The organism is Erythrobacter sp. 3-20A1M, from assembly GCF_018636735.1.
Taxonomy (GTDB): domain Bacteria; phylum Pseudomonadota; class Alphaproteobacteria; order Sphingomonadales; family Sphingomonadaceae; genus Alteriqipengyuania.
In genome coordinates this window covers 754,425-777,419 of sequence record NZ_CP045200.1, presented here as the reverse complement: position 1 = coordinate 777,419, position 22,995 = coordinate 754,425, and the positions used below count along the sequence as shown (strand labels likewise).

The window sequence follows — 22,995 nt, the reverse complement described above, 5'->3', positions numbered from 1 at the left end:
ACGTGACGTCGGGCCTTCAGACCCGTTCCATCAGTTCGATGCGATTGCCGAACGGATCGGCGATGTCGCCCCGCCTGTAGCCATCCAGCGGCTTGCCAGGGGTGAACGCCACACCTGCAGCTTCCAGGCGCGCCACCAGCGCATCGAGATCGTCGACCAGCAACGCCGGATGCGCCTTTCGCGCCGGTCGGAAATCGTCTTCCCCACCAAGGTGGATATGCGCGGTACCACCTTCGAACCAGCACCCGCCCCGCTTTGCGAGGTCGGCGGGCTTGGGCACCTCGGTGAGCGTTAGCACCTCGGCATAGAACGCGCGCGCCCGCTCCTCCTCGCCGCGCGGCATGGCCAGCTGCACATGGTCGAGGCCGACGATACCCGTCATACCCGCTCCGCATCGGCGACCGCATCGCTGGCGCGCAGGGCACTTAGCATGCGTGTGAGGTGGGCAAGATCCTGAACATCGAGATCGATGTTGTAATGGGTGAAGGGATGGTCGAGCTGCGTCTGGACGAGGCTGCGCACGTTCACATGGTTGCGCGCGAAAATACCGGCCATGTCGGCCAGCGTTCCGGGCCGATCGTACAGCGTCAGGCGCAAGCGCCCCACTGCCCCGTTCGACTGCTTGCCCCACTGAAGGTCCAGCCAGTCGCTGTCCACGCCGTTCGCCAACGCCAGGCAATCGATCCGGTGCACCTCGATGCGCTCGTTCTGATGGCGCAGGCCGACGATGCGGTCCCCGGGAACGGGATGGCAGCACTCCGCCAGCTCGTAGGCGACGCCCGGGGTCAGGCCGCGGATGGAGATGGCGCGATCCTGGTTCACCCAGCGCGCATCGGCCTCCACATTGGCGGTGCAACCCGGCACCAGCGCTTCCATCACCTCCTTGTCGGTGATGCGCGCCGCGCCGATCGCGTAATGCAGTTCCTCTATTTCGGTCATTTCCAGCCGCTTGAGCGCGGCCCGTACCGCCTTGCGGCCGATCTCTGCCGGTACGCGCTCGGCGATCTCGTCGAACAGTTTCGCTCCCAGCTCGGCGATTTCGGCGCGCTCCTTCAGTCGCACGGCACGGCGGATGGAGGCACGCGCCTTGCCCGTCACGACGAAGCCGAGCCAGCTCATCTGCGGCTCCGCCTCCGCGCCCTTGATTATCTCCACCACGTCGCCATTGTTCAGGGCGGTGCGCAGCGGGACGTGCCGTCCGTTGATCTTCGCGCCGACGGTCTGCGCGCCGAGGTCGGTATGCACGGCGAAGGCGAAGTCGACCGGCGTTGCGCCCTTGGGCAGCTGGAACAGCGCACCCTTGGGCGAGAAGGCGAAGATGCGGTCCTGATAGACCGCCAGGCGCGCGTGCTCGAGCAGCTCCTCCGGATCGTGGCTCGCATCGACAATCTCGATCAGATCGCGCAGCCAGCCGACCTGCCCGTCCGCATCGCCATCCTGCTTGTAGGCCCAGTGGGCGGCCAGCCCGAAATGGTTGGTCCGGTGCATCTCGCGCGTGCGCAGCTGCACCTCCACCCGCATCGACTGTTCGTAGATCAGCGAGGTGTGGAGCGAGCGATAGCCGTTGTTCTTGGGCGTGGAGATATAATCCTTGAACCGCCCGGGAATGAACTGCCACGTCGTGTGCAAGATGCCCAGCGCGCGGTAGCAATCGGCCACGCTCTCGGTCAGGACGCGGAACGCGAAGATGTCGGTGATCTGGTCGAAGCTGACATGGCGTTCCGCCATCTTGCGCCAGATCGAATAGGGCTGCTTCTCGCGGCCCGTAACCTCCACCTGTATGCCCGCTTCCGCCAGCGCCTGCTTGATCGACAGCGCAATCGCCTCGACCTCGCCGCTGTCCTGTTCGCGAATCTTGTCGAGGCGCGCGGTGATGGTGGCATGCGCCTCAGGCTCGAGATGGCGAAACGCGAGCGCCTGCATTTCGCGCATATATTCGTACATGCCGATCCGCTCGGCCAGCGGGGCGTAGATGTCGATCGTCTCGCGCGCGATCCGCTGCCGCTTCTCGGGCGACTTGATGAAATCCAGTGTGCGCATGTTGTGCAGCCGGTCGCCCAGCTTCACCAGCAGGACGCGGATGTCCTCGCTCATGGCGAGCAGGAACTTGCGCAGGTTCTCGGCCGCCCGCTCGTCCTCGGGCATCTGCTCGATCTTGCTCAGCTTGGTGACGCCGTCGACCAGGCGCGCGACATCGGGGCCGAAATTGGACTCGATGTCCTCGATCGTGGCCAGCGTGTCCTCGACCGTATCGTGGAGGAGGGCGGTCATCACCGTGTCCTGATCCAGCTTCAGGTCGGTCATCAGGCCCGCGACCTCGACCGGATGGCTGAAATAGGGGTCGCCACTGGCCCGCTTCTGGCTGCCGTGTTTCTGCACGGTATAGACGTAGGCACGGTTGAGCATCGCCTCGTCGGCGTCCGGATCGTAGGCTTTCACCCGTTCGACGAGTTCGTATTGACGCAGCATCGCCATGGAATGTGCGTGGCCGCGCGGCGCGCCGCAAGCGAAAAGAACGCGCGATGCGAATGGGTTGGGTGCGACGAAGCGGACGCTGCGTGCGGCGGGCGCGGGAACGGCCCGCGCTTGTAGTCATGCGGTTGTCACGTGTAGTGTCCAAGGGACGTCGCATCGGAGGGTTCATGATTCTCGCCAAGTGTGGCGGCGCGGCGTTGGCGGTCGCGCTGGCTCTGACAGCAAACGTCGCGCAAGCGGACGTCCTCGAGATCGGGGACGATGGCGCGCGCTGGATCGCCGGGGATCAGGCCGTCCTGCTCGAACCTGGCGTGTCCGATGCTGGAATGCCGGATGCCGGGGCGCAGGAACTGTCGGCCGAGTGGGGCGGCGACCTGCCGCCCGCCGCCCTGTCCGACCCTTCCGCGCAGGCAGGGGCGATTCCGGCGGCCTATGCGGCGAAGGTGGCCGAACTGGCGCGGCGCTTCGACCTCAGCCCGACGTTGATAGAGGCGCTGGTGTGGCAGGAAAGCCGCTGGCGGGCGGGGGCGCGTTCGCCCGTCGGAGCGCGAGGCTTGGCCCAGCTGATGCCCGGCACGGCGCGCGAGATGGGGGTCGATCCCGACGATCCCTTCGCCAATCTGGAGGGCGGGGCGCGCTATCTGCGCGAACAGCTCGACCGCTTCGACGGCGATCTGGAGAAGGCGCTGGCGGCTTACAATGCAGGGCCCGGCCGGGTCCTGCAGGCGAACGGCGTGCCGCGCATCCGCGAAACGCAGATTTACGTGGCGGCGATCATGGGTCGCCTGGCCGATCATTCCCGAGAGGACGACTAGACAATGCATTCGATTAGCCGCCTGACCGCGCTCGCCGCGCTGCTTTCCCCCTCCGCCGCGCTGGCGCAGATGCAGGGTCAGGACCCGGCCGGGTCGGGCCCGATCGTCAACGCGCTCGCCTGGCTGCAGGGCACGCTGCTGGGCAATGTCGCGACCGCCGTCGCCGTTATGGCGGTGGCCGCGGTCGGCTTCATGATGCTGACGGGGCGTCTCAACTGGCGCTTCGGTGCGACCGTGATCATCGGCGTGTTCATCCTGTTCGGCGCTGCCTCGATCGTGTCCGGCATCCAGTCGGCGGCGGGCTAGGGGGCCTTCGCGATGGATCAGCTCGTCCGCCATCCGGTCCACCGCGCGCTGACCCGCCCGCAGATGTTCGCGGGCGTGACCTACAACTATTTCATCATCAACGCCGCCGTCACGACGGAGGTGTTCCTGATCACCGGCAGCTGGCTGGCATTGCCAGCGGCGGCGCTGATGCACGGCATCGGCTATTTCGCCTGCCTGCGCGAGCCGCGCATCTTCGACCTGTGGCTCACCAAGGTGTCGAAATGCCCGCGGGTGAAGAATTTCAAGCGGTGGGGCTGCAACAGCTACGCCGCCTGACCCGAACCGGGGAAAGGCCCAGTAACGCGATGAGTATGCGCGCATGAGCAAATGGATCGGCACCGCCGCCTGGGGCGGCAAGGAGGCGCGCGCCGGCGACCGGCTGCCCTATGCGCGGCTGGTCGACGAGAGCACCGTGCTGCTGCGCGACGGCTCCGTCATGACTGCGATCCAGGTGCCCGGCCTGCTGTTCGAGACCGAGGATACCGACGCGCTCAACGCCCATGCCGCGACGCGCGAGATCATGCTGCGCTCCACCCTCGATGCGCGTTTCGTGATGTACCACCATGTGATCCGTCGCCGGGTCGAGGTTGAGCTGGAGACCGAATTCGCAGATCCGCTGGCGCGCCATATCGACGCGCGGTGGAAGGAACGGCTGGGCTCGGGCGCGCTGTTCATCAACGATCAGTTCGTCACCCTCATCCGGCGCCCCGCGCGCGGCAAGGCTGGCTGGGTGGAGAAGGCGAGCAAGAAGCTCAACCGTCGCAAGCGCGATGATGTGGAAGTTGATCCCAAGGACCTGCGCAGTCTGAAAGCAGCCGCGACCGGCCTCGTCGCCGCGTTGCAGCCCTACGGTGCGGCGCTGCTGGGCGAATATACCGGACCGGCGGGCAACACGAATTCGGAAATGCTGGAGCTGCTCTCCGCGCTCTACAATGGCGAGATGCGCCCCGTGCGCCGCCCTGCCGAGGATACCGATATCGGCTACATGCTCCCCTATCGCCGCGTGTCCTTCGGGCTCGACGCGATGGAACTGCGCGGTTCGGGCGATCCCGACTTCGCCTCGATCCTCAGCCTCAAGGACTATCCCGACGCGACCAGCCCCGGCCTGATCGACGGGCTGCTGCGGCTGCCCTACGAGATGGTCGTGTCCGAGAGCTACGCCCCGGCGGAGCGGACCACCGCCCGCGAGCGGATGGACCTGGCGCTACGCCGTCTGCGCTCTGCCGACGAGGAAGCGCAGGCCGAACGAAGCGACATGCTCGCCGCGCGCGATGCGCTGGGCAATGGCGCGGTCGGGTTCGGCGACCATCACCTGTCGGTGCTGGTGCGCGAGCGCACGCTGCCGCGTCTCGACGATGCGACTGCCGCCTGTGCCGCCGCGCTGGCCGATACCGGTGCGATCGTGGTCCGCGAGGACGTGAACCTGGAGCCTGCATTCTGGGCGCAGTTCCCCGGCAACGAAAACTACATCGTGCGCCGCGCGATGATCTCGTCCGCCAACATGGCGAGCTTCGGGTCCCTGCACGGTTTCGCGCTGGGGCAGGCGGACGGCAATCACTGGGGCGAGGCGGTGACGCTGCTGGAAACGACCAGCGCCACGCCGTTCTTCTTCAATTTCCACCATGGCGATCTCGGCAATTTCTCGGTCATCGGGCCGTCCGGTTCGGGCAAGACGGTGGTGATGAACTTCCTCGCTGCGCAGGCGCAGAAGTTCTCGCCCCGCACCATCCTGTTCGACAAGGATCGCGGGGCGGAGCTGTTTGTGCGCGGCATTGGTGGGCGCTACGATCGTATCTATGCAGGCGAGCCATCGGGCTTCAATCCGCTCAGCCTGCCCGACAGCGCTGCCAATCGCGCCTTTCTGCGCGACTGGCTCGGGGTTCTGCTCAAGGCCGAGGGACCGGAAGAGTTGCAGACGATCAGCCATGCGGTCGATGCGACCTACGAGAACGCGCCCGAGCTGCGCCGCTTGCGGCATTTCCGCGAGCTGCTGTCAGGCACGCGGCGGCCCGAACCCGGCGATCTCGCCGATCGCCTCTCTGCCTGGATTCATGGCGGCGAGCATGCCTGGCTGTTCGACAATGGCGAGGACAAACTCGACCTCGCCAACCGCACCCTCGGCTTCGACATGACCGCGCTGCTCGAGAACCCGAAGCTGCGCACGCCGACCATGATGTACCTGTTCCACCGGATCGAGGAGCGGCTGGACGGGCAACCGACCATGATCCTGATCGACGAGGGCTGGAAAGCGCTTGACGACGAGGTGTTCGCCGCGCGGATTCGCGACTGGCTCAAGACCCTCCGGAAACGCAACGCGCTGGTCGGCTTCGCGACGCAGAGCGCACGCGACGCTTTGGAAAGCCGCATTTCCACCGCATTGGTGGAGCAAACAGCGACCATGGTTTTCATGCCCAACAGCCGCGCCCGGCCGGAAGACTACTGCGACGGCTTCGGTCTCACGAGCCACGAGCTGGCGCTGATCCGCAGCCTGCCCGCGCACAGCCGCTGCTTCCTGGTGCGCCAGCCCGACGCCAGCGTGGTCGTCCGGCTCGATCTGTCGAACGCGCCCGAAGTGCTGGCAATGCTGTCGGGCCGCGAGAGCACCGTGCGTCGGCTCGACCTGCTGCGCGAGGCGGTGGGCGACGATCCCGCGGACTGGTTCCCCGCGCTTACCGGCCATGCCTGGCCGGGTGGAGCGAGCGAGAACGCCGAGGACGACATCGCGTTCAAGCAGGCCGCCGAATGAGCGCGGGTTGCGACATGGTGATGAGCCAGGCGGCGGGCGGCGTGGCGGCGGCGCTGCAGGCGGTGGACTGCGTCGCGGGCGAAGTGACGGGCGCGGCATTCGGGCGGCTGTTCGCCCCCGGCGGCGCTATGGCGACGGTGCTCACGATCCTGCTGACGCTCTACGTCGCCTTCTTCGCGGTCAACCTGCTGACCGGGCGCGGCTCGCTTGGCGTACGGTCGCTGACGCCGCGCATGATCACGCTGGGCCTCGTACTCACGTTCGCCACCAGCTGGGTCGCTTACCAGTCTGTGGTATGGAATCTCGCCATCGGTGCGCCGGACTGGCTCGCCTCGGTCCTGACCGGCGACAGCGGCTCGGCAACGCAGACCTTTGCGAGCAAGGTCGACGTGGTGTTCCAGGCGATCGAGCAGGCAAGCCAGGGCAAGGACGACATCTCGGCCTTTTCGCCCGCGGGCATGATGTGGCTCGGCGCAATGCTGTTCATGCTGGGCACGGTCGGCGTCCTGGTGACCGCGCGGATCGCGCTGGCGCTGCTGGTCGCGCTCGGTCCGATCTTCGTGGTGATGGCGTTGTTCAACGGGACGCGCGGCCTGTTCACCGGCTGGCTGAAAGGTGTCGTCATGCTGGCGCTGACCCCGCTGTTCGCGGTGCTCGGCGGCAGCATCATGCTGGAAATGGCGGTGCCGGTCCTCTCCGCGCTGACGCAGAACCCTGGTGGCGAGATCCCGCAGCGCGCCGCGATGGCGTTCTTCATGATCGGTGCGGTGCATGTCGCGCTGATGATTATGGTACTGAAGGTTACGGGTACGATGGTGTCCGGCTGGCGCGTTTTCGGCCTCGTCGCCGATGGGAACGAGAGCGGGGGCCGCTCGACCGCGCAATCCACCTCGTCTTCGCCCGCACGGGCCGCACCGCTCAGTACCGCGCAGGCTGCCGGAGCCGCGAACGCCACGCCGACGACGACGGCGGCACGCCGCACTGCAGTGGTGGCGGCCACCCCCAGCCACATTCCGGCGAACGACACGGGCGGTTCGGTGCGCGAGACGCGCGTGCTCGCCACCTCTTCAGGGGGCGGTCAGGTCAATCCCCTAAGCAAGGGGAATTCGCGCACCTCGGGGCTGGGGACCCGGTTCAAGCCGACCGCCGCCCGATCCACGGAGAAAGTGAAATGATCCGCGCCGGTCTCCCAGCGCTGCTGCTGTTCGCCGCCCTTGCCACAACGCCCGCGCAGGCGCAGGATTCGCGCCTGGTTGAGAAGTTCTACCAGCCCGACGAGGTCGTCACCATTCACGGCAAGACCAAGGTGCAGGCGACGATCGAATTCGGCGAGGACGAGGCGATCGAGAACGTCGCTGTGGGCGATTCCACCGCGTGGCAAGTGACCCCCAACAAGCGCGCGAACCTGCTGTTCGTGAAGCCGCTGCAGCCGACCGGCGCCACCAATATGACAGTGGTGACCGACAAGCGGACCTATTATTTCGACCTCGTCGCGAGTCCGCGCGCGAAGCCAGTGTATGCGCTGCGCTTCACCTATCCCGAACCACCCGCGCCGACGGCGGAGGAGCAGGCGCAGATGGCCGCTGCCGAACCGCAGCCGCAGGCGAGCGGCACCGAAATGGCCGCCGCTACCGATCCCTTCGCCGTGGTCGATCCGGCAAGCCTGAATTTCGAATGGCGCAAAACGGGCGAGAACAAGCTGATGCCGGCGCGGATCTACGACAATGGCGAGGCGGTCTTCATGACCTGGCCCGACGGGGTTACGGCTCCCGCCATCCAGGTGAAGGATCGCAAGGGCACCGAAGGGCCGGTAAACTACATCGTTCGCGACAACACGATCATCGTTGATGGTGTGCCGCCCGAAATCGTCCTGAGGCTGGGCGAGGACAGTGCGACGCTGACCTATGCCGGCCCACCGATCATCCGCAAATTGCCCGAGCAGGCGGCCCTTGGCCGTACGAACCGAGGGGAGTGACGACATGCGCCTAGCCATGAAGATGTCCGGCAAGGGAGCCGCCGCCAACGACGCCGCGCGCGACGAAGACCCGCGCGAGGGTGAGAGCGCGGAGATCATCGATCTCGCCAGCCGCAATTCCTTTCCGGCCGTCGCGCAGAAGAAAGGCAAGTCCGATGCCGCCGGTCTCGTCGCCGGGATCGCCATCGTCGCCGCGCTGGGCGCGGTCACGCTGTGGAGCATGAACAGCGCCCGTACCGGCGAACCGGCGAGCGTGGGCAATCCGGCGGTGCAGGCACCGCAGCAGGCCGCCGTCGTGCCAGCGCCCGTCGTTGCGCCCAACGCAGCAGGCAATCCGGCAGTGGCCCCTGCGCCGATGCGCGTCGATCCGGCGCCGCAACCGGTCCTTTCGCGCGCGCCAGGCTATGCGGGCGTTCCCGCAGCCAATCCCTACGCATCCGAAACGCTTGTCTTCGATGCCAGCGGCAGGGCCACGCCCCTGGCCGGTCCGGCGGCCGCCATTGCGGCCGGGGCAGCGGGTGATGCCTCCGCTGCCGGTGTCGGCGGCTCTGCCGGGGACTTCGCTGCGAAGATCGGCGGAGTCGGGGGCGGAACGGCGCAGGCGCAGCCGCTCGCCAACCCGACCACCACGGTGACGCAGGGCACCCTGATCCCGGCGATCCTGGAGACCGCTATCGACACCGACGTGCCCGGCTTCGTGCGGGCGGTCGTGAGCCAGGACGTGCGCAGCTTCGACGGCAAGAAGGTACTGATCCCGCGCTCCAGCCGCCTGATCGGGCAGTACCAGTCGGGCGTGCAGCAGGGGCAGAAGCGCGCCTATGTGATCTGGACCCGGCTGATCCGGCCCGATGGCGCCAGTGTCTCCATCGCCTCGCCCGCCGTCGGGTTCGACGGGACCACCGGTCTGCCCGGCAAGGTGGATTCGCATTTCTTCCAGCGCTTCGGGTCAGCCATGCTGCTGTCGGTCGTGGGCGGATTGTCTGCGATCGGCACTGGCGGCGCATCGGTGATCGTGGGCGGCGGGGGACAGGCTGCCGCCGCCGCCGCCGTGCAGTCCGGCGACAAGATCGCGCCGACCATCCGCGTGCGCCAGGGCGAGCCGATCCGGGTCTTCACCGCGCGCGATCTCGATTTCGGTCCGGTCCAATAGGCTTGGCCGCTATCCCGGACCTTTATCGATGAGTGCTGATATCCATCCGTTCGCGCCGGAACAGCCGAAAGAGGCTGAGCCGAGGGCGCAGACACCCGCGATGGCGGAACGCAGCGTCTATCTGGACGCCTACCTCGCGCCGTTCCGGCAATGGCTGGAACGTGACTCGATTACCGAGATCATGGTCAACCGGCCGGGTGAGGTGTGGATCGAGGATTCCGCCGATCCGGGCATGCGGCGGATCGAGACGCCGGAAATCACCGATACGCTGGTACAGCGCCTGGCGGAGCAGGTCGCGCGGGTCAGCCACCAGGGGATCAATCGAGAGCATCCGCTGCTGGGCGCTACCCTGCCCGGCGACGCGCGCGTGCAGTTCTGCGGCCCGCCCGCGAGCCGTCGGCATTGGGTCATGGCAATCCGCCGCCATCGTCGGCTCGACCTGCCGCTCGACGCTTACGATTCGGGGCCCCTGCGTTCGCCCGAGCCCCCGCCGATGCCCGATCCCCAGGAGCGGCCGATCGACTATCTGCGCGAGGCGATCCGCCAGCGGCGCACGATCCTGATCTCCGGGGGAACCAGCACCGGCAAGACGACCTTTCTAAATGCGATGTTAGGCGAGATACCCAAGAGCCAGCGGGTCGTCCTGGTCGAGGACACGCCCGAACTCCGCTTGCCCGGCGAGAACGGCGTCGGCCTGGTGGCGGTGAAGGGTGAACTGGGCGAAGCCAAGGTCACCGCGAACGAATTGCTGCAAGCCGCGCTGCGCCTGCGCCCCGACCGCGTCGTGCTGGGCGAATTGCGCGGGGCGGAAAGCGTTTCCTTCCTGCGCGCGATCAACACCGGACACCCCGGCAGCTTCTCGACCATCCACGCCAACTCCTTGCGTGGCGCGCTGGAGCAACTGAGCCTCATGGTCATGCAGACCGGGATCGGGCTGACCCGCTCCGACACGATCGCCTATGCCTCAAGCGTGATCGACGTGCTGGTGCAGCTGGGGCGCGGGCCTGAGGGGCAGCGCGGGATCTCCGCAATCGCCGAGAGTCGCGACCTGGTATGAGCACCGCACCGCGCGAGGATATCCCGGCCGAACAGGGCGAGGCTCCGCAAAGCCCGGCGGAGCGCTATTTCAACCGGGAGTTGAGCTGGCTCGAATTCAACGACCGGGTGCTGGAGGAAGCGTGCAATGCCGACTTCCCCCTGCTCGAACGGCTCCGGTTCCTGTCCATTTCCGGTAGCAATCTCGACGAATTCCTGATGATCCGCGTCGCCGGCCTGATCGGCCAGGTGCAGCGGGGGATCGAGACTCCTTCCATCGACGGGCGCACGCCTGCGCGCCAGTTGAGCGAGGTGCTGGAGCGGGTCGATGTGCTGATCGACAAGCAGCAGGCGACCTGGCGCGCGCTGCGCGACATGCTTGCCGAGGCGGAAATCCACATAGCCGATGATGAGCGCGTCGATGCGGAAGCGCATCGCTGGTTGAAGGATTTCTTCCTGACGGAGGTCGTGTCGGTCATTACGCCGCAGGCGATCGATCCGGCGCACCCGTTTCCCTTCATCGCCAACGAAGGGTTGGGGCTGCTGTTCAATGTCCGCCGGGACGGCGAAGAGCTGGTGGAGATGGTCCTGGTCCCGAGCGCGCTGCCGCGCTTCGTTCGCGTCCCGGGGGACGAGGCACTCTACATCAGTATCGAGAGCCTGATCGTGCGGTTCGCTCATCAACTGTTCCACGGGTTCGAGGTTTGCGGCTACGGCGCCTTCCGGGTGCTGCGCGACAGCGATATCGAGATCGAGGAAGAAGCGGAGGACCTGGTCCGCACATTCCGCAGCGCGATCCAGCGCCGCCGGCGCGGGCAGGTGATCCAGCTGGAGATCGACGAAAATTGCGATCCCGCCGCCGAGGCCCTGCTGCGCGAGAAACTGCTGATCCCAGGCGCGACCACGGTCAAGACGGACACGCTGCTGGGCATTTCGGGGCTGGCCGAGATTGTCGCCGAAGACCGCCCCGACCTGAAGTTCGAGCCGTTCCAGCCGCGCTATCCCGAGCGGGTGCGCGAGCATGACGGCGATCTGTTCGCCGCGATCCGCGAAAAGCCCTTCATTGTCCACCACCCCTACGAGAGCTTCGACGTGGTGGTCGATTTCGTGCGGCAGGCGGCGGTCGATCCGCAGGTGGTGGCGATCAAGCAGTCGCTCTATCGCGCAGGCAGCCAGTCGGCAGTGATCGAGGCGCTGGTGCAGGCAGCAGAAAACGGCAAGTCGGTGACAGCCGTGGTCGAGTTGAAGGCGCGCTTCGACGAGGAGCAGAACCTCATCTGGGCCAACAAGCTGGAGCGGGCCGGGGTGCAGGTGATCTACGGCTTCGTCGACTGGAAGACCCATGCCAAGCTGGCGATGGTGGTCCGGCGCGAGGATGGCGGCTTTCGCACCTATTGCCACATGGGCACGGGAAACTATCACCCGGTCACGGCCAAGATATACACCGACCTCAGCTATTTCACCGCCGACCCCCGCCTGGGACGGGACGCGGGGCGCGTGTTCAATTTCGTGACCGGATACGTGCAACCCAACAAGACGGAGCTGCTCGCCGTCAGCCCGGTCAATCTGCGCGAACGGCTGTACGAGTTGATCGAAGCCGAAGCCGCGAACGCCCGCGCGGGCAAGCCCGCCGCAATCTGGGCCAAGATGAACCAGATCACCGATCGCGAAATGATCGACAAGCTTTATGAGGCCAGCCAGGCCGGGGTGCAGATCCAGCTCGTCGTGCGCGGCATTTGCGACTTGCGGCCCGGCGTGCCCGGCATGTCAGAGAACATCACGGTGAAGTCCATCATCGGCCGTTTTCTGGAGCATGGTCGTATCTACGCTTTCGCAAACGGGCACGCGATGCCCAGCAGCCGCGCTCTGGTCTTCACCTCCAGCGCCGATCTGATGACCCGCAATCTCGATCGCCGGGTCGAACATCTGGTGCCGATCGACAATCATACCGTGCACGATCAGGTGCTGGAGCAGGTGATGCTCGCCAACCTGCTTGATAATCGGCGCAGCTGGTTCCTGGATTCCGACGGCAGCTATACGCGGGCGGACCCGGGCGAACAGCCGTTCAACTGTCACGTCTATTTCATGAACAACCCTTCGCTGTCAGGCCGCGGGGGCGCGCTCGAATCCGATCGCGTGCCCCGGCTTGCCTTGCGCAAGGGGGCTGCCGGGTGAGACTGGGGCGAAGGGACGATCGCGAGGGGCTATTTTCGGGCAACAAGCCGCATCGTGCGATCATCGATATCGGGTCGAATACGGTCCGCCTGGTCGTGTATGGCGGTGCGCCCCGCGCTCCCGGCATCCTGCTGAACGAGAAGGTGCAGGCCCGGCTCGGCCGCGACATCGGCCGTGACGGCAAGCTCGCGAAGGACGCGATGCACCTCGCGCTCGATGGTCTCGCGCGCTATCGGCTGCTGCTGCACGACCTCGGCATCGAACGGATCGACGTGGTCGCGACCGCCGCGGTCCGCGATGCCTCCAACGGTCCTGCTTTCCTGAAGAAGGTGCGCGCGCTCGGCTTCGCCCCCCGCCTTCTCTCGGGCGAGGACGAAGCCATCACCAGCGCCTTCGGAGTTATCGGTGCCTTTCCGGGAGCGCACGGGCTCGTCGCGGATCTGGGCGGCGGGAGCCTGGAACTTGTGCCGGTTTCGGCGGAGGCTCCCGGCGATGCGGAAAGCCTGCCGATGGGCACCTTGCGCCTCCCCGAACTCGGCGGGGGGGACCGCGCCACGTTGAAGGGCGCGCTCAAGAAGGCGCTGCGGCGCTCACAGGCGGCGACGCCGGAAAACGGCAATCTCTACCTCGTCGGCGGAACCTGGCGCGCGATGGCGGTGTACGCGATGGAGCGGGCAGGGACGGTTCTGACCGATCCGCACGGGCTGACGCTCACGAGCGAAGAAGCGCTGTCGCTGACCCGCAAGCTGGCGCGGTCAGCCCCTGCTCGCCTGCACGAGATGCCGCGCATCTCGACCATGCGTTCGCAGATGCTGCCGGATGCCGCGGTACTGCTGCAGGTGCTGGTGAAGCGGTTCCAGCCGCGCCGCCTGATCGTCTCCGCATGGGGCCTGCGCGAGGGATTGCTCTATTCCCAGCTGGAGCCGCATGTGCAGGCGCGAGACCCCCTTATCTCGGGAGTGTCGAATTTCGCCATACAGCGCGGCGCGCCGCCCGCTCTGGCAACCAGGGTCGCAGGCTGGACGGTCGAGGCCGCACCCCCGCTGAGGAAGGGAGACGAGCGGCTGCGGATGGCCGCGACCATGCTGTCGCTGGCGGCAATGCAGATAGAGCCGAACCTGCGCATCGCGCAGGGTATCGAATGGGCGTTGCAGAAACGCTGGCTGGCGATCGACAATGAAGGCCGCGCGATGCTGGCGGCCGCGATCTGCGGCAATGGCAACGCCCTCGATCTGCCTGCCGAGCTGAAGCGCCTGGCCCCGGCGGAAGCGCTGGAGGAAGCGCTCTGCTGGGGGCTCGCCACACGGCTGTGCCGCCGCCTGGGCGCGCGCAGCATGCGATCGCTGGAGGCGAGCCGTCTGTCGGTAGAAGATGGCAAGCTGGTGCTGCGGCTGGAGCGCGACCGCGCCGCGCTCTACGCCACGCCGACCGAGAAAGATCTGAACCTTCTGGCGGGTCGGCTGGACCTGAAGCCCGCGATGGAGGTGGTCGACCGACTGCCGGACTAGTCGGACGGCTGTGAGGGCGCCGGTTCCCTTTCCTTGCCGAAAGGTGAGAAATCGGTTTCGGTGTCGAACACGTCCACGCCCTCGCGACGTTTCAGCCACCCGATCACCACATAGGTCACCGGCGTCAGCACGACTTCCCACATCGTTTTGAAGAACCATTGCGACAGGACGACTTGCCACAACTGCTCAATCGGCCACCCGGCGAGGCCGTAGAAAGCGAGCGGATAGAAGATCAGGCTGTCGAGCCCCTGTCCGACGATGGTCGAGCCGATCGTGCGGCTCCACAACGCGCGGCCCTTCGTCCACACCTTCATTCTGGCGAGCACGTAACTATTGGCGAACTCGCCGATCCAGAACGCGATCATCGACGCGAGCACGATGCGCCAGGAATTGCCGAACACGAACTCGTAGGCAGGCTGGCCCGGCCAGTCCTTCGCCGGGGGCAGGCCGACCACCACCCACGCCATGAATGCCATGAACACCAGCGCGGCGAACCCGGTCCAGATCACCCGCCGCGCGCGGGCGTAGCCATAGACCTCGGTCAGCACATCGCCGATGATGTAGCTGACGGGGAAGAACAGGATGCCCGCGCCGAACGACCACTGCATACCGCCCGGAAGAGTAAGATAAGAAGGTTTCGACGCGCCGATTATGTTGCTGAGCAGCAGGATGGTCACGAAAGCCGCCATCACGATGTCGTAATAGCGCCAGCGATGGCCGGCGGCGGCGTTCGTTGGTTCGGGCAGGGGTTCACTCATCGGCTAACCGATTATCGCGGTTTGTCGCCGCGGCAAAGCGCGCTAAGGCCGTGCCCGCGATGCGCCCTTAGCTCAGTTGGATAGAGCGCGGGTCTTCTAAACCTGAGGTCGCAGGTTCGAATCCTGCAGGGCGCGCCACCATCCTTTGCCGTCGCACCCGTGAAATCCGCGCGCACCGTACCTAGCTTGGGTGCATGGCAAGCAACACCAAGACAGCAACCGTCTATCGCATGGTCATGCCCGACCACATCTGTCCCTACGGGCTCAAGACGCTCGATCTGCTCAAGCGCGAGGGATATTCGGTCGAGGACCACCATCTCGAAACGCGCGCGCAGACCGATGCGTTCAAGGATAAGCATGGCGTGGAAACGACGCCGCAGACCTTCATCGGCGGCGAACGCATCGGCGGTTATGACGCGGTGCGTGAGTTCTTCGGCAAGGAATCGCTGTCCAGCAAGCAAGAAGGCACGACCTATCAGCCTGTGATTGCGATCTTCGCGGTCGCGGCGCTGCTGGGCCTCGGGCTGAGCTGGTACCTCTCCGGTCGCCTGCTCACCGTGCAGGCGGCTGAATGGTTCGTCAGCCTTTCGATGAGCTTTCTCGCGCTGCAAAAATTGCAGGACGTGCGCAGCTTCTCGCTGATGTTCCTCAATTACGATCTGCTGGCGCAACGTTGGGTGCGCTACGGCATGATCTATCCGTTCGGCGAAGCACTGGCGGGGATCCTGATGACGGCGCACGCGCTGCCGATCATATCGGTGCCGGTATCGCTGTTTATCGGCACGATCGGCGCTGTGAGCGTATTCAAGGCGGTCTATATCGACAAGCGCGAGCTCAAATGTGCCTGTGTTGGCGGCAATTCCAACGTGCCGCTGGGCTTCGTTTCGCTTACCGAGAACCTGTTCATGATCGGCATGGGTCTGTGGATGGGCGGCAAGGCGCTTGGCCTCATCACGCTCTGAACGCGGTGAGTGAGATGCCCGTCAGACGGCGGGCATCCCCTCGATCAGCTTGTCGAGCGTGATCGGATATTCACGCACCCGCACACCGGTCGCGTTGTAGATCGCATTGGCGATCGCCGCGCCCGGGCCGCAAATGCCCAGCTCGCCCACGCCCTTCGCCTTCAGAGGTGCAATCACCGGATCGAGCGTGTCGAGGAACACAACCTCCTGATGCGGAATGTCGGCATGAACCGGTACTTCGTAGCTGGCGAGGTCGTGATTGACGAAGAAGCCGAAGCGGGTGTCGACCGCCAGCTCTTCCATCAGGGCACTGCCAGCCGCCATCGTCATCGCACCGATCACCTGGCTACGGGCCGATAGCGGGTTCAGAATGCGGCCGGCGTCGCACACCGCCAGCATGCGGCGGATATGCGTTTCGCCGGTATAGGCATCGACCGCGACCTCGCAGAAATGCGCGGCATAGGTCCCGATATCGTACCCCTGCTTGAAATCGCCGAATTCGATCACGCCCTCGGCACTCAGCTCGCCCGCGTCGGTGAGCTGCGCGGTCTGGTTGTCATGGATGATCGCACCGTTGGCAAAGGTCGCGGTGTCGCCGTTCATGCCCAGCTTCTCGCCGATCTTGCGGCGCAGCTCGACACAGGCGGCATATACCCCAGCCGTTGAGGAAGCCGCCCCCCACTGCCCGCCCGATCCGGACGAGACGGGGTAGGCCGAATCGCCCAGCTCGACCGAGACCTTTTCCAGCGGCACGCCCATGCTTTCCGCCGCGGTTTGGGCGATGATGGTGTAGCTGCCGGTTCCGATGTCGGTCATGTCGGTTTCGACCGTGATCCGCCCATCTTTTTCCAGGCGGACGCGCGCGGCGGATTTGGCGGTGGGGCCTCCGCGGTAGCCAGCGGCCATGCCGATGCCGGTGAAATAACGACCGTCGCGCGTCTGGCCGGGCTTCGGATTGCGTTTGGACCAGCCGAAGCGTTCGGCACCCTCCTTCATGCAGCGGACCAGGTGGCGTTCGGAGAACTTCTTTTCCGGATCGCTGGGCAGACTGTCGGGTTCGTTCGCGATGCGGAATGCGATCGGGTCCATGCCGAGCTTTTCCGCCATTTCGTCCATTGCGACTTCGAGCGCGAGGTGGCCGACCGCCTCGCCCGGCGCGCGCATGGCGTTGCCTTCGGGCAGGTCGTTCTTCGCGACGTAGGAGGCGGCGATGCGGTTCGCGCCTGCATACAGCTTCTTGGTCTGCTGCGTTCCGTCTTCGCCGCTGTCGCCGGTAACGTTGGCGGACCAGCACTCGTGGCCGATCGCGGTGATCTTGCCATCCTTGCCAGCACCGATCCGCACGCGCTGGATCGTCGCCGGGCGGTGGGTGGTGTTGTTGGCGATCAGCGGGCGCTGCAGCGCGATCTTGACTGGTCGCTTCGCCGCCTTCGCGCCCAGCGCGGCCATTACCGCATCGGCACGCACGAACAGCTTCCCGCCGAAGCCGCCGCCGATATAGGGCGAATCGAGCCGGATGTTTTCGGCCGGGATGCCGAGGATGCTGCCGAGCGCCTGCTTGCCCCAATTTATCATCTGGTTGGAGGTCCACAGCGTCAGCTTGTCGCCATCCCATGCGGCGATGGTCGCCATCGGCTCCATCATCGCGTGGCTTTCGTCGGGCGTTTCGTAGGTCGCGTCGATCTTCACTGCCGCATCGGCAAAGGCACCATCGAAATCGCCTCGTTTGCTGTCGAGCTTCTCGCCACTGAACCCGGTGCCGATCGCGCCCCCGTCCTTGATCTTCTCGAGGTCGTAGGCGCCATCATTCGCCCGGTCATATTGCGTGCGGATGAGCGCGGCGGCAGCGCGCGCCTGTTCGAAGGTTTCGGCGACGACAACGGCGATTGCCTGATGATAATGCGTGACCTCGCGCCCGCCGAAGAGCGGGGCATAGTTGAAATCGCTGGTGCCTACGGGCTTGTGCTCGGTCGCCGCGACGATCGCGATCACGCCGGGCGCGGCGCGGGCTTCGTCCAGGTCCATCGATGCGATCCGGCCCTTTGCGATGCCCGATCCGATGACCCAGCCATAGGCCTGATCGGCCGCGACATCGTGCCGCTCGTAAGCATAGGGCGCGGTGCCGGTGGTCTTTAGCGGGCCGTCGATCCGGCGGGTCGGTTTGCCGACGATCTTGGCCTTGTCGAAGAGGTTCTCGCCTGCGGGTGCGGTGAATTCCATGTCGTGGCTCCGGATCAGGCTTTGGCGTCCGCCAGCACACTGGCGAGGGTGCGCTGGGCGAGGGGGATCTTGAACTTGTTATCGGCGGTAGGCCGGGCATCGGCGAAGGCGCGATCGACCACTGCCTTGGCGCCTTGCGGCAGCAGCACCTCGGCCTCTGCCACACGCCACGGCTTGGGTGCCATGCCACCGAAGGCGACGCGGCCCGTGCCATCCGGCTGGATCACCGCCGCGACCGATACCAGTGCAAAGGCATAGGACCGCCGATCGCGGACCTTGGCGTAGAAATGCTTGCCGCCGAGTGGTTTAGGCAGCGTTACATGCGTGATGAACTCACCCGGCTCCAGCACGGTCTCGATATGCGGGGTGTCGCCCCACAGGCGGTGAAAATCGCCGGCGGGAATGGCGCGGGTGCTGCCATCGGGCTTCACCGTTTCGACGGTCGCGTCGAGCACGCGCATCGCCACGGCCATGTCGCCGGGATAGGTCGCGATGCAGGCGTCGGAGGTACCGATCACCCCCAGGCTGCGCGAGACGCCGCCGATCGCGGCACAACCGCTGCCCGGCTGGCGTTTGTTGCACGGCATGTTGGTGTCATAGAAATAGGGGCAGCGCGTGCGTTGCAGCATGTTGCCGCCCGTCGTCGCCTTGTTGCGTAATTGTCCGCTGGCACCCGCCTGGATTGCGCGGGTCAGCACGGCATAGTCCGCGCGAACACGCGGATGGGCGGAGAGCGCGGTGTTGCTGACCAGCGCGCCGATGCGCAATCCGCCCCCCTCGGTATTCTCGATCCGATCGAGGCCGAGCCGTGTCACGTCGACCAGATGGGTCGGCGCTTCGATCTCCAGCTTCATCAGGTCGAGCAGATTGGTCCCGCCGGCGATGAACTTCGCGTTCTTCGTGGCTGCGACGGCTTTCGCTGCGTCGGCGGGCGTGGTCGCACGTTCGTAGGTAAAGCTGCGCATCTCAGGCCCCCGCCACTTCGGACATGGCGTCGGCGATGTTGGAGTAGGCACCGCAGCGGCAGATATTGCCACTCATCCGTTCGCGCATTTCCATGTTGGTCGGTCGCATGGTGCCGGTAAGGTCTTCGGTCACATGGCTGGGGATACCCTTGCGGATTTCCTCCAGCGTGGCGACGGCAGAGCAGATTTGGCCCGGCGTGCAATAGCCGCACTGGTACCCGTCATGCTTCACGAAGGCCTCCTGCATCGGATGCAGGTCGTCGGGCGTTCCCAGACCCTCGATCGTGGTCAGTTCGTCGCCGTCGTGCATCACCGCGAGGCTGAGACAGGAATTGATCCGCGCTCCATTGACCATGATCGTGCAGGCCCCGCACTGGCCATGGTCGCAGCCCTTCTTGGTTCCGGTCAGCTTCAGATGCTCGCGCAGCGTGTCGAGCAGGGTGGTGCGCGTGTCGAGCTCCAACTCGTGCCGCTGCCCGTTCACGGTGAGCGTGACGCTCTCCATAGCCGGCCCTCCTTTTGCCGGAGCGCCGTCGCGGGCGACGAGGCGACTGGGGCGCAAGGCAGCGCCTGCCGTCGCGGCGGTGCCGGTGAGGAGCACCCCGCGGCGCGAAATGGAGAATCCGTGTTCTTCTTGCATCGGTCCTGATCCTGTCGGGCTGGAGCGTCGCATCCGCTCCCGGCGACGCAAATCTTATACGGGTTATGCCACGGACCGGTTCCGACCCGCAACCTATTGCCGCTTTGCCTGATCCAGAGGTTCGTTTGTAACCGGGTAGCCCGCATCGTCCGGGATGCAGATCGAGCGCCGACCGCCGACTTCCCTGACGAAGGGAATGATGGGGCGCACCGGGAAATCCAGCGCATGGTCGCGCGCTTCGCCGAAGGTCGCGAAGCCAGCGAGGCGCTCGAGATTGCGGCGGGTGGGGAAGATCACCCCGATTTCGCCGCGATCGGCCATTGCCAGCGCCTCGCGTGCGCTGGTCCAGAACAGGTGCGTCGCCTCGTCTTCCGCAACCGCCAGATCGACCGCGCCGGTTCCGATATCGGCCAGGTAGAAGCGGGTGTCGAAAATGCGCGTCAGGCCCTCGTTCTGCGGAAACCAGCGGGCGAACGGCACGATGGTGGCGAGGTCGAGCCGCCAACCGAATCGTTCGATCACCGAACCGAAAGGCTTGTCGGCGGCCAGCATCGCGCGGGCTTCGCGGGCGGCGGTCGCATCGATATCGCCCCCCACGCCGATGACCAATCCCGTTTCCTCCAGCGTCTCGCGGATCGCGGCAATGCGATGTGCCGCTTCGTCGGCGTCGGCGGTGTCGAGCCGCGCGGCCAGTTCACGGTCCGCCGGATCGACGCGTCCGCCGGGGAACACCGCCATCCCGCCCGCGAACGCCAGCTTGCGCGAGCGTACGGTCAACAAAATCTGGGGATCGCCGCCTCCGGGCGCATGTCGGAAGACGACCACGGTGGCGGCCGGGATACCCCGCGCTGTATCATTTCGTTCGTCCACGCCCCCTCTTTGTCTTGGCAGGGCAGCATTGCCAAGCGGGGTCGAGGCCAGGTGTCGGAAGATTTTACAGACTGCCATTGGGCCAGCGCGCGGTTAACCATCGGGGCGTGCGCAAACGAGGGGTTTGCGAAAACTGGCATGGCTCATGCGTAGTATAGGGCACTCGAAAGTCTTCGATACGAGGCGGGATCGAATAGTCTCCCGGTCCCGCCTCCCCGAAGCTCTCATCTTCCGCCACCATCCGATATCGCAAGAACGGTTTGCCATGCGCGCGGTCGGCGGGCATGCGGCACGAAGAATGGTCACCTTCTTCAACCACATACGCCCGCTTCATTTGCTTCCAGGCCTGTTGGCCGCCCTTCCGGTGCCCGTCGTCGCGCAAGCGACCGCGTCCGATGCGAACGGCGCGGGTGAAGAAAAGGATTCCGGACCAGTCATCGTCGTCACCGGGCGTGGGTTGCAGGATACGCCGGCCACGCCCGCATACGACACCCGAACCCTCGACCGCGAGCAGCTGGTTTCGGCACCTTCGGGCCGCATCGAGGACGTGCTGTCGAATATTGCGGGGTTTCAGCAATTCCGCCGTTCGGACAGTCGCGCCGCCAACCCCTCCGCGCAAGGGGCGACGTTGCGCGCATTGGGAGGGAACGCCACCAGCCGGGCGCTCGTGCTGCTCGACGGCGTGCCGATGGCCGATCCTTTCTTCGGTTATATCCCCTTCAGCGCCATTGCGCCCGATCGATTGGCGCAGGTTCGGGTCACGCGCGGAGGCGGGTCCGGCCCCTTCGGAGCGGGCGCGCTGGCGGGCACGATCGAGCTGACCAGCGCCGATGCCGAAACACTCGGGTTGGTTGCTGCCCGGTCGCTGGTGGATCAGCGCGGCGAGACGGAGACCAGCGCGACGCTCGCACCGTCCCTGGGCGCGGGCTTCGGCGTTCTCAGCGTACGGTGGGACCGGGGGCAGGGCTTCTACACGACTCCCGTCGACCAGCGCGTGCCGGCCAGCGCCCGCGCGGGTTACGATTCCCGATCGCTTCAGCTTCGCGGCGTCGCTCCGATCGGGGACGCGATGGAGATGCAGGCGCGCATGCTGCTGTACGACGATCGCCGCACGCTGCGATTCGACGGCGCCGACAGCCGGAGCCGGGGACAGGATGCGAGCATCCGGCTGGTGGGCCGGAGCGATTGGGCGTTCGATGTGCTCGGATATGTGCAAGCCCGCAACTTCTCCAATGTCGTCGTCAGTTCGACCCGCTTCGTTCCGGTCCTCGATCAGCGCAACACGCCCTCGACCGGGCTGGGCGGGAAGGCCGAACTGCGCCCTCCCGTGGGCGGCGGCCACGTCCTGCGCGTGGGCCTCGACTATCGCCGTTCCTCCGGCGAACTGTTCGAGGATGCGTTGAGCGCGGTAAGCGGGCAGGTCACCGCGCGCCGCAATGCCGGGGGGCGGAACACCGATCTCGGCCTGTTCGTCGAAGACGACTGGGTGCTCGGCGATCTGACCCTGACGGCAGGCGCACGTGCCGACCGGTCTGCTATCCGGGACGGCTTCTTTACCGAGCGCGACGTGTCGGGCGCTTCGACGGTCACGACGCGTTACCCTGATCGGACCAGCTGGGCCGGGTCCTTTCGCGGTGGCGCGGTGCTGCGCGTGGTACCTGGCGTGCGCGTGCGCGGGGCGGCCTATACCGGGCTACGGCTTCCGACCCTCAACGAACTTTACCGCCCGTTCGTCGTCTTTCCGGTGGTGACGCAGGCGAACGCCGGGCTGCGCAACGAACGATCGGTCGGTTACGAAGCCGGTATCGATCTGTCCCCCACCGCCTGGTTCGATGTGGCGCTGACCGCGTTCGACAACCGGGTGAAGGACGCCATCGCCAATGTCACCATCGGGCCGGATTTGCGCCAGCGTCGCAATATCGACGCCATCCGTGCGCGCGGGATAGAGGCGAGTTCGACGTTGCGCTACGGCTCGCTGCGCTTCGATGGTTCGCTCGCCTATACGGATGCGGTGGCGCGGGCTTCGGGGGTGGCGGCGGCGCTCGACGGCAAGCGACCGGCTCAGACCCCGAAATGGGCGGCCAGCGGTACGCTCAGCTGGCGGTCCGGCGACGATGTGACGGTAGCCGCAACCCTGCGCCATGTGGGCGCGCAGTTCGAGGACGATCTGGAAACCGATCTGCTGCCAGCCGCGACGACTCTGGACATGTATGCGCGCGCCGCACTTTCGCCGCGGATATCGCTGGTGCTGCGGGCGGAAAACCTGACCGATACCCGAATCTTCACCCGCAATCAGGGCGGATCGATCGATTTGGGCGTTCCGCGAACGGTCTGGGTGGGAATCAGCTTCGGATCGTGATCGCGGCTGCACTGT

Annotated in this window: 19 protein-coding genes and 1 tRNA gene; 13 read left to right on the top strand and 7 right to left on the bottom strand. The window is 66.0% G+C overall.

Translation table 11 applies throughout. The features are described 5' to 3' along the window. Positions 1-16: 16 nt before the first annotated feature. Together F7D01_RS03750 and F7D01_RS03745 are read right to left on the bottom strand one after the other, a co-directional pair. Complete coding sequence (locus F7D01_RS03750; protein WP_215228896.1) at positions 17-382, bottom strand: VOC family protein; 366 nt, start codon at positions 380-382, stop codon at positions 17-19. After that, a complete protein-coding gene (locus F7D01_RS03745; RefSeq protein ID WP_215229655.1) occupies positions 379-2,469 on the bottom strand; it encodes a bifunctional (p)ppGpp synthetase/guanosine-3',5'-bis(diphosphate) 3'-pyrophosphohydrolase in 2,091 nt (696 codons plus the stop codon). Before F7D01_RS03745 ends, F7D01_RS03750 begins: the two co-directional genes overlap by 4 nt. A gap of 173 nt (positions 2,470-2,642) precedes the next feature. Between F7D01_RS03745 and F7D01_RS03740 the strand changes: the two genes are divergently transcribed. The 10 genes from F7D01_RS03740 to F7D01_RS03695 are packed head-to-tail and all read left to right on the top strand — an operon-like array spanning position 2,643 to position 14,206. Next, the gene (locus tag F7D01_RS03740; protein WP_215228895.1) at positions 2,643-3,290 is read left to right on the top strand and encodes a lytic transglycosylase domain-containing protein; all 648 of its coding nucleotides are present in this window, start codon (positions 2,643-2,645) and stop codon (positions 3,288-3,290) included. A gap of 3 nt (positions 3,291-3,293) precedes the next feature. Next, positions 3,294-3,596, top strand: coding sequence for a TrbC/VirB2 family protein (locus F7D01_RS03735; RefSeq protein ID WP_215228894.1), 303 nt, complete (start codon positions 3,294-3,296; stop codon positions 3,594-3,596). A 12-nt stretch (positions 3,597-3,608) separates the two neighbouring features. Continuing rightward, entirely contained in the window at positions 3,609-3,893 is a 285-nt protein-coding gene (locus F7D01_RS03730; protein WP_215228893.1) for a type IV secretion system protein VirB3, read from the top strand. 43 nt (positions 3,894-3,936) lie between these two features. Beyond that, positions 3,937-6,363 carry a VirB4 family type IV secretion/conjugal transfer ATPase gene (locus F7D01_RS03725; protein ID WP_215228892.1) on the top strand — a complete coding sequence of 809 codons (2,427 nt, stop codon included), beginning with the start codon at positions 3,937-3,939 and terminating at the stop codon, positions 6,361-6,363. Continuing rightward, a complete protein-coding gene (locus F7D01_RS03720) occupies positions 6,360-7,538 on the top strand; it encodes a type IV secretion system protein (RefSeq protein WP_215228891.1) in 1,179 nt (392 codons plus the stop codon). Before F7D01_RS03725 ends, F7D01_RS03720 begins: the two co-directional genes overlap by 4 nt. Then, positions 7,535-8,338 (top strand): TrbG/VirB9 family P-type conjugative transfer protein, encoded by an 804-nt coding sequence (locus tag F7D01_RS03715; protein WP_215228890.1) that lies wholly within the window; start codon positions 7,535-7,537, stop codon positions 8,336-8,338. The genes F7D01_RS03720 and F7D01_RS03715 overlap by 4 nt, the downstream gene beginning before the upstream one ends. A 4-nt stretch (positions 8,339-8,342) precedes the next feature. Beyond that, on the top strand, positions 8,343-9,488 hold the full coding sequence (locus F7D01_RS03710) for a TrbI/VirB10 family protein (RefSeq protein ID WP_215228889.1): 1,146 nt from the start codon (positions 8,343-8,345) through the stop codon (positions 9,486-9,488). 28 nt (positions 9,489-9,516) lie between these two features. Next, positions 9,517-10,545 (top strand): P-type DNA transfer ATPase VirB11, encoded by a 1,029-nt coding sequence (virB11, locus tag F7D01_RS03705; RefSeq protein ID WP_215228888.1) that lies wholly within the window; start codon positions 9,517-9,519, stop codon positions 10,543-10,545. After that, positions 10,542-12,698, top strand: coding sequence for an RNA degradosome polyphosphate kinase (locus F7D01_RS03700; protein WP_215228887.1), 2,157 nt, complete (start codon positions 10,542-10,544; stop codon positions 12,696-12,698). The genes virB11 and F7D01_RS03700 overlap by 4 nt, the downstream gene beginning before the upstream one ends. Then, positions 12,695-14,206 (top strand): Ppx/GppA family phosphatase, encoded by a 1,512-nt coding sequence (locus F7D01_RS03695; RefSeq protein WP_215228886.1) that lies wholly within the window; start codon positions 12,695-12,697, stop codon positions 14,204-14,206. The genes F7D01_RS03700 and F7D01_RS03695 overlap by 4 nt, the downstream gene beginning before the upstream one ends. On the opposite strand, the gene F7D01_RS03690 is transcribed toward F7D01_RS03695, so the two are convergent. Continuing rightward, positions 14,203-14,964 carry a queuosine precursor transporter gene (locus F7D01_RS03690; protein WP_215228885.1) on the bottom strand — a complete coding sequence of 254 codons (762 nt, stop codon included), beginning with the start codon at positions 14,962-14,964 and terminating at the stop codon, positions 14,203-14,205. The genes F7D01_RS03695 and F7D01_RS03690 overlap by 4 nt on opposite strands. A 61-nt stretch (positions 14,965-15,025) precedes the next feature. Between F7D01_RS03690 and F7D01_RS03685 the strand changes: the two genes are divergently transcribed. Both F7D01_RS03685 and F7D01_RS03680 read left to right on the top strand, forming a co-directional pair. After that, positions 15,026-15,102, top strand: a tRNA-Arg gene (locus F7D01_RS03685). A gap of 56 nt (positions 15,103-15,158) precedes the next feature. Continuing rightward, on the top strand, positions 15,159-15,926 hold the full coding sequence (locus F7D01_RS03680; protein WP_215228884.1) for a MauE/DoxX family redox-associated membrane protein: 768 nt from the start codon (positions 15,159-15,161) through the stop codon (positions 15,924-15,926). A gap of 21 nt (positions 15,927-15,947) precedes the next feature. On the opposite strand, the gene paoC is transcribed toward F7D01_RS03680, so the two are convergent. From paoC to F7D01_RS03660, 4 genes are all read right to left on the bottom strand, one after another. Continuing rightward, a complete protein-coding gene (gene paoC, locus F7D01_RS03675) occupies positions 15,948-18,146 on the bottom strand; it encodes an aldehyde oxidoreductase molybdenum-binding subunit PaoC (protein ID WP_215228883.1) in 2,199 nt (732 codons plus the stop codon). A 14-nt stretch (positions 18,147-18,160) separates the two neighbouring features. Further along, the gene (locus tag F7D01_RS03670; RefSeq protein WP_215228882.1) at positions 18,161-19,111 is read right to left on the bottom strand and encodes a xanthine dehydrogenase family protein subunit M; all 951 of its coding nucleotides are present in this window, start codon (positions 19,109-19,111) and stop codon (positions 18,161-18,163) included. 1 nt (position 19,112) lies between these two features. Further along, the gene (paoA, locus tag F7D01_RS03665) at positions 19,113-19,751 is read right to left on the bottom strand and encodes an aldehyde dehydrogenase iron-sulfur subunit PaoA (RefSeq protein ID WP_215228881.1); all 639 of its coding nucleotides are present in this window, start codon (positions 19,749-19,751) and stop codon (positions 19,113-19,115) included. A 93-nt stretch (positions 19,752-19,844) separates the two neighbouring features. Next, entirely contained in the window at positions 19,845-20,621 is a 777-nt protein-coding gene (locus F7D01_RS03660) for an NUDIX domain-containing protein (RefSeq protein ID WP_251567038.1), read from the bottom strand. A 298-nt stretch (positions 20,622-20,919) separates the two neighbouring features. Between F7D01_RS03660 and F7D01_RS03655 the strand changes: the two genes are divergently transcribed. After that, positions 20,920-22,980: a TonB-dependent receptor gene (locus F7D01_RS03655; protein WP_215228879.1), complete on the top strand. Its 2,061-nt coding sequence runs from the start codon at positions 20,920-20,922 to the stop codon at positions 22,978-22,980. Positions 22,981-22,995: the final 15 nt, after the last annotated feature.

Coding starts and splice junctions, on each gene's coding strand:
- F7D01_RS03680 (WP_215228884.1), top strand. CDS start 15,159: ATGGCAAGCAACACCAAGACAGCAACCGTCTATCGCATGGTCATGCCC.
- F7D01_RS03740 (WP_215228895.1), top strand. CDS start 2,643: ATGATTCTCGCCAAGTGTGGCGGCGCGGCGTTGGCGGTCGCGCTGGCT.
- paoC (WP_215228883.1), bottom strand. CDS start 18,146: ATGGAATTCACCGCACCCGCAGGCGAGAACCTCTTCGACAAGGCCAAG.
- F7D01_RS03670 (WP_215228882.1), bottom strand. CDS start 19,111: ATGCGCAGCTTTACCTACGAACGTGCGACCACGCCCGCCGACGCAGCG.
- F7D01_RS03715 (WP_215228890.1), top strand. CDS start 7,535: ATGATCCGCGCCGGTCTCCCAGCGCTGCTGCTGTTCGCCGCCCTTGCC.
- F7D01_RS03655 (WP_215228879.1), top strand. CDS start 20,920: ATGGTCACCTTCTTCAACCACATACGCCCGCTTCATTTGCTTCCAGGC.
- paoA (WP_215228881.1), bottom strand. CDS start 19,751: ATGCAAGAAGAACACGGATTCTCCATTTCGCGCCGCGGGGTGCTCCTC.
- F7D01_RS03745 (WP_215229655.1), bottom strand. CDS start 2,469: ATGCTGCGTCAATACGAACTCGTCGAACGGGTGAAAGCCTACGATCCG.
- F7D01_RS03700 (WP_215228887.1), top strand. CDS start 10,542: ATGAGCACCGCACCGCGCGAGGATATCCCGGCCGAACAGGGCGAGGCT.
- F7D01_RS03750 (WP_215228896.1), bottom strand. CDS start 382: ATGACGGGTATCGTCGGCCTCGACCATGTGCAGCTGGCCATGCCGCGC.
- F7D01_RS03690 (WP_215228885.1), bottom strand. CDS start 14,964: ATGAGTGAACCCCTGCCCGAACCAACGAACGCCGCCGCCGGCCATCGC.
- F7D01_RS03710 (WP_215228889.1), top strand. CDS start 8,343: ATGCGCCTAGCCATGAAGATGTCCGGCAAGGGAGCCGCCGCCAACGAC.
- F7D01_RS03735 (WP_215228894.1), top strand. CDS start 3,294: ATGCATTCGATTAGCCGCCTGACCGCGCTCGCCGCGCTGCTTTCCCCC.
- F7D01_RS03720 (WP_215228891.1), top strand. CDS start 6,360: ATGAGCGCGGGTTGCGACATGGTGATGAGCCAGGCGGCGGGCGGCGTG.
- virB11 (WP_215228888.1), top strand. CDS start 9,517: ATGAGTGCTGATATCCATCCGTTCGCGCCGGAACAGCCGAAAGAGGCT.
- F7D01_RS03730 (WP_215228893.1), top strand. CDS start 3,609: ATGGATCAGCTCGTCCGCCATCCGGTCCACCGCGCGCTGACCCGCCCG.
- F7D01_RS03725 (WP_215228892.1), top strand. CDS start 3,937: ATGAGCAAATGGATCGGCACCGCCGCCTGGGGCGGCAAGGAGGCGCGC.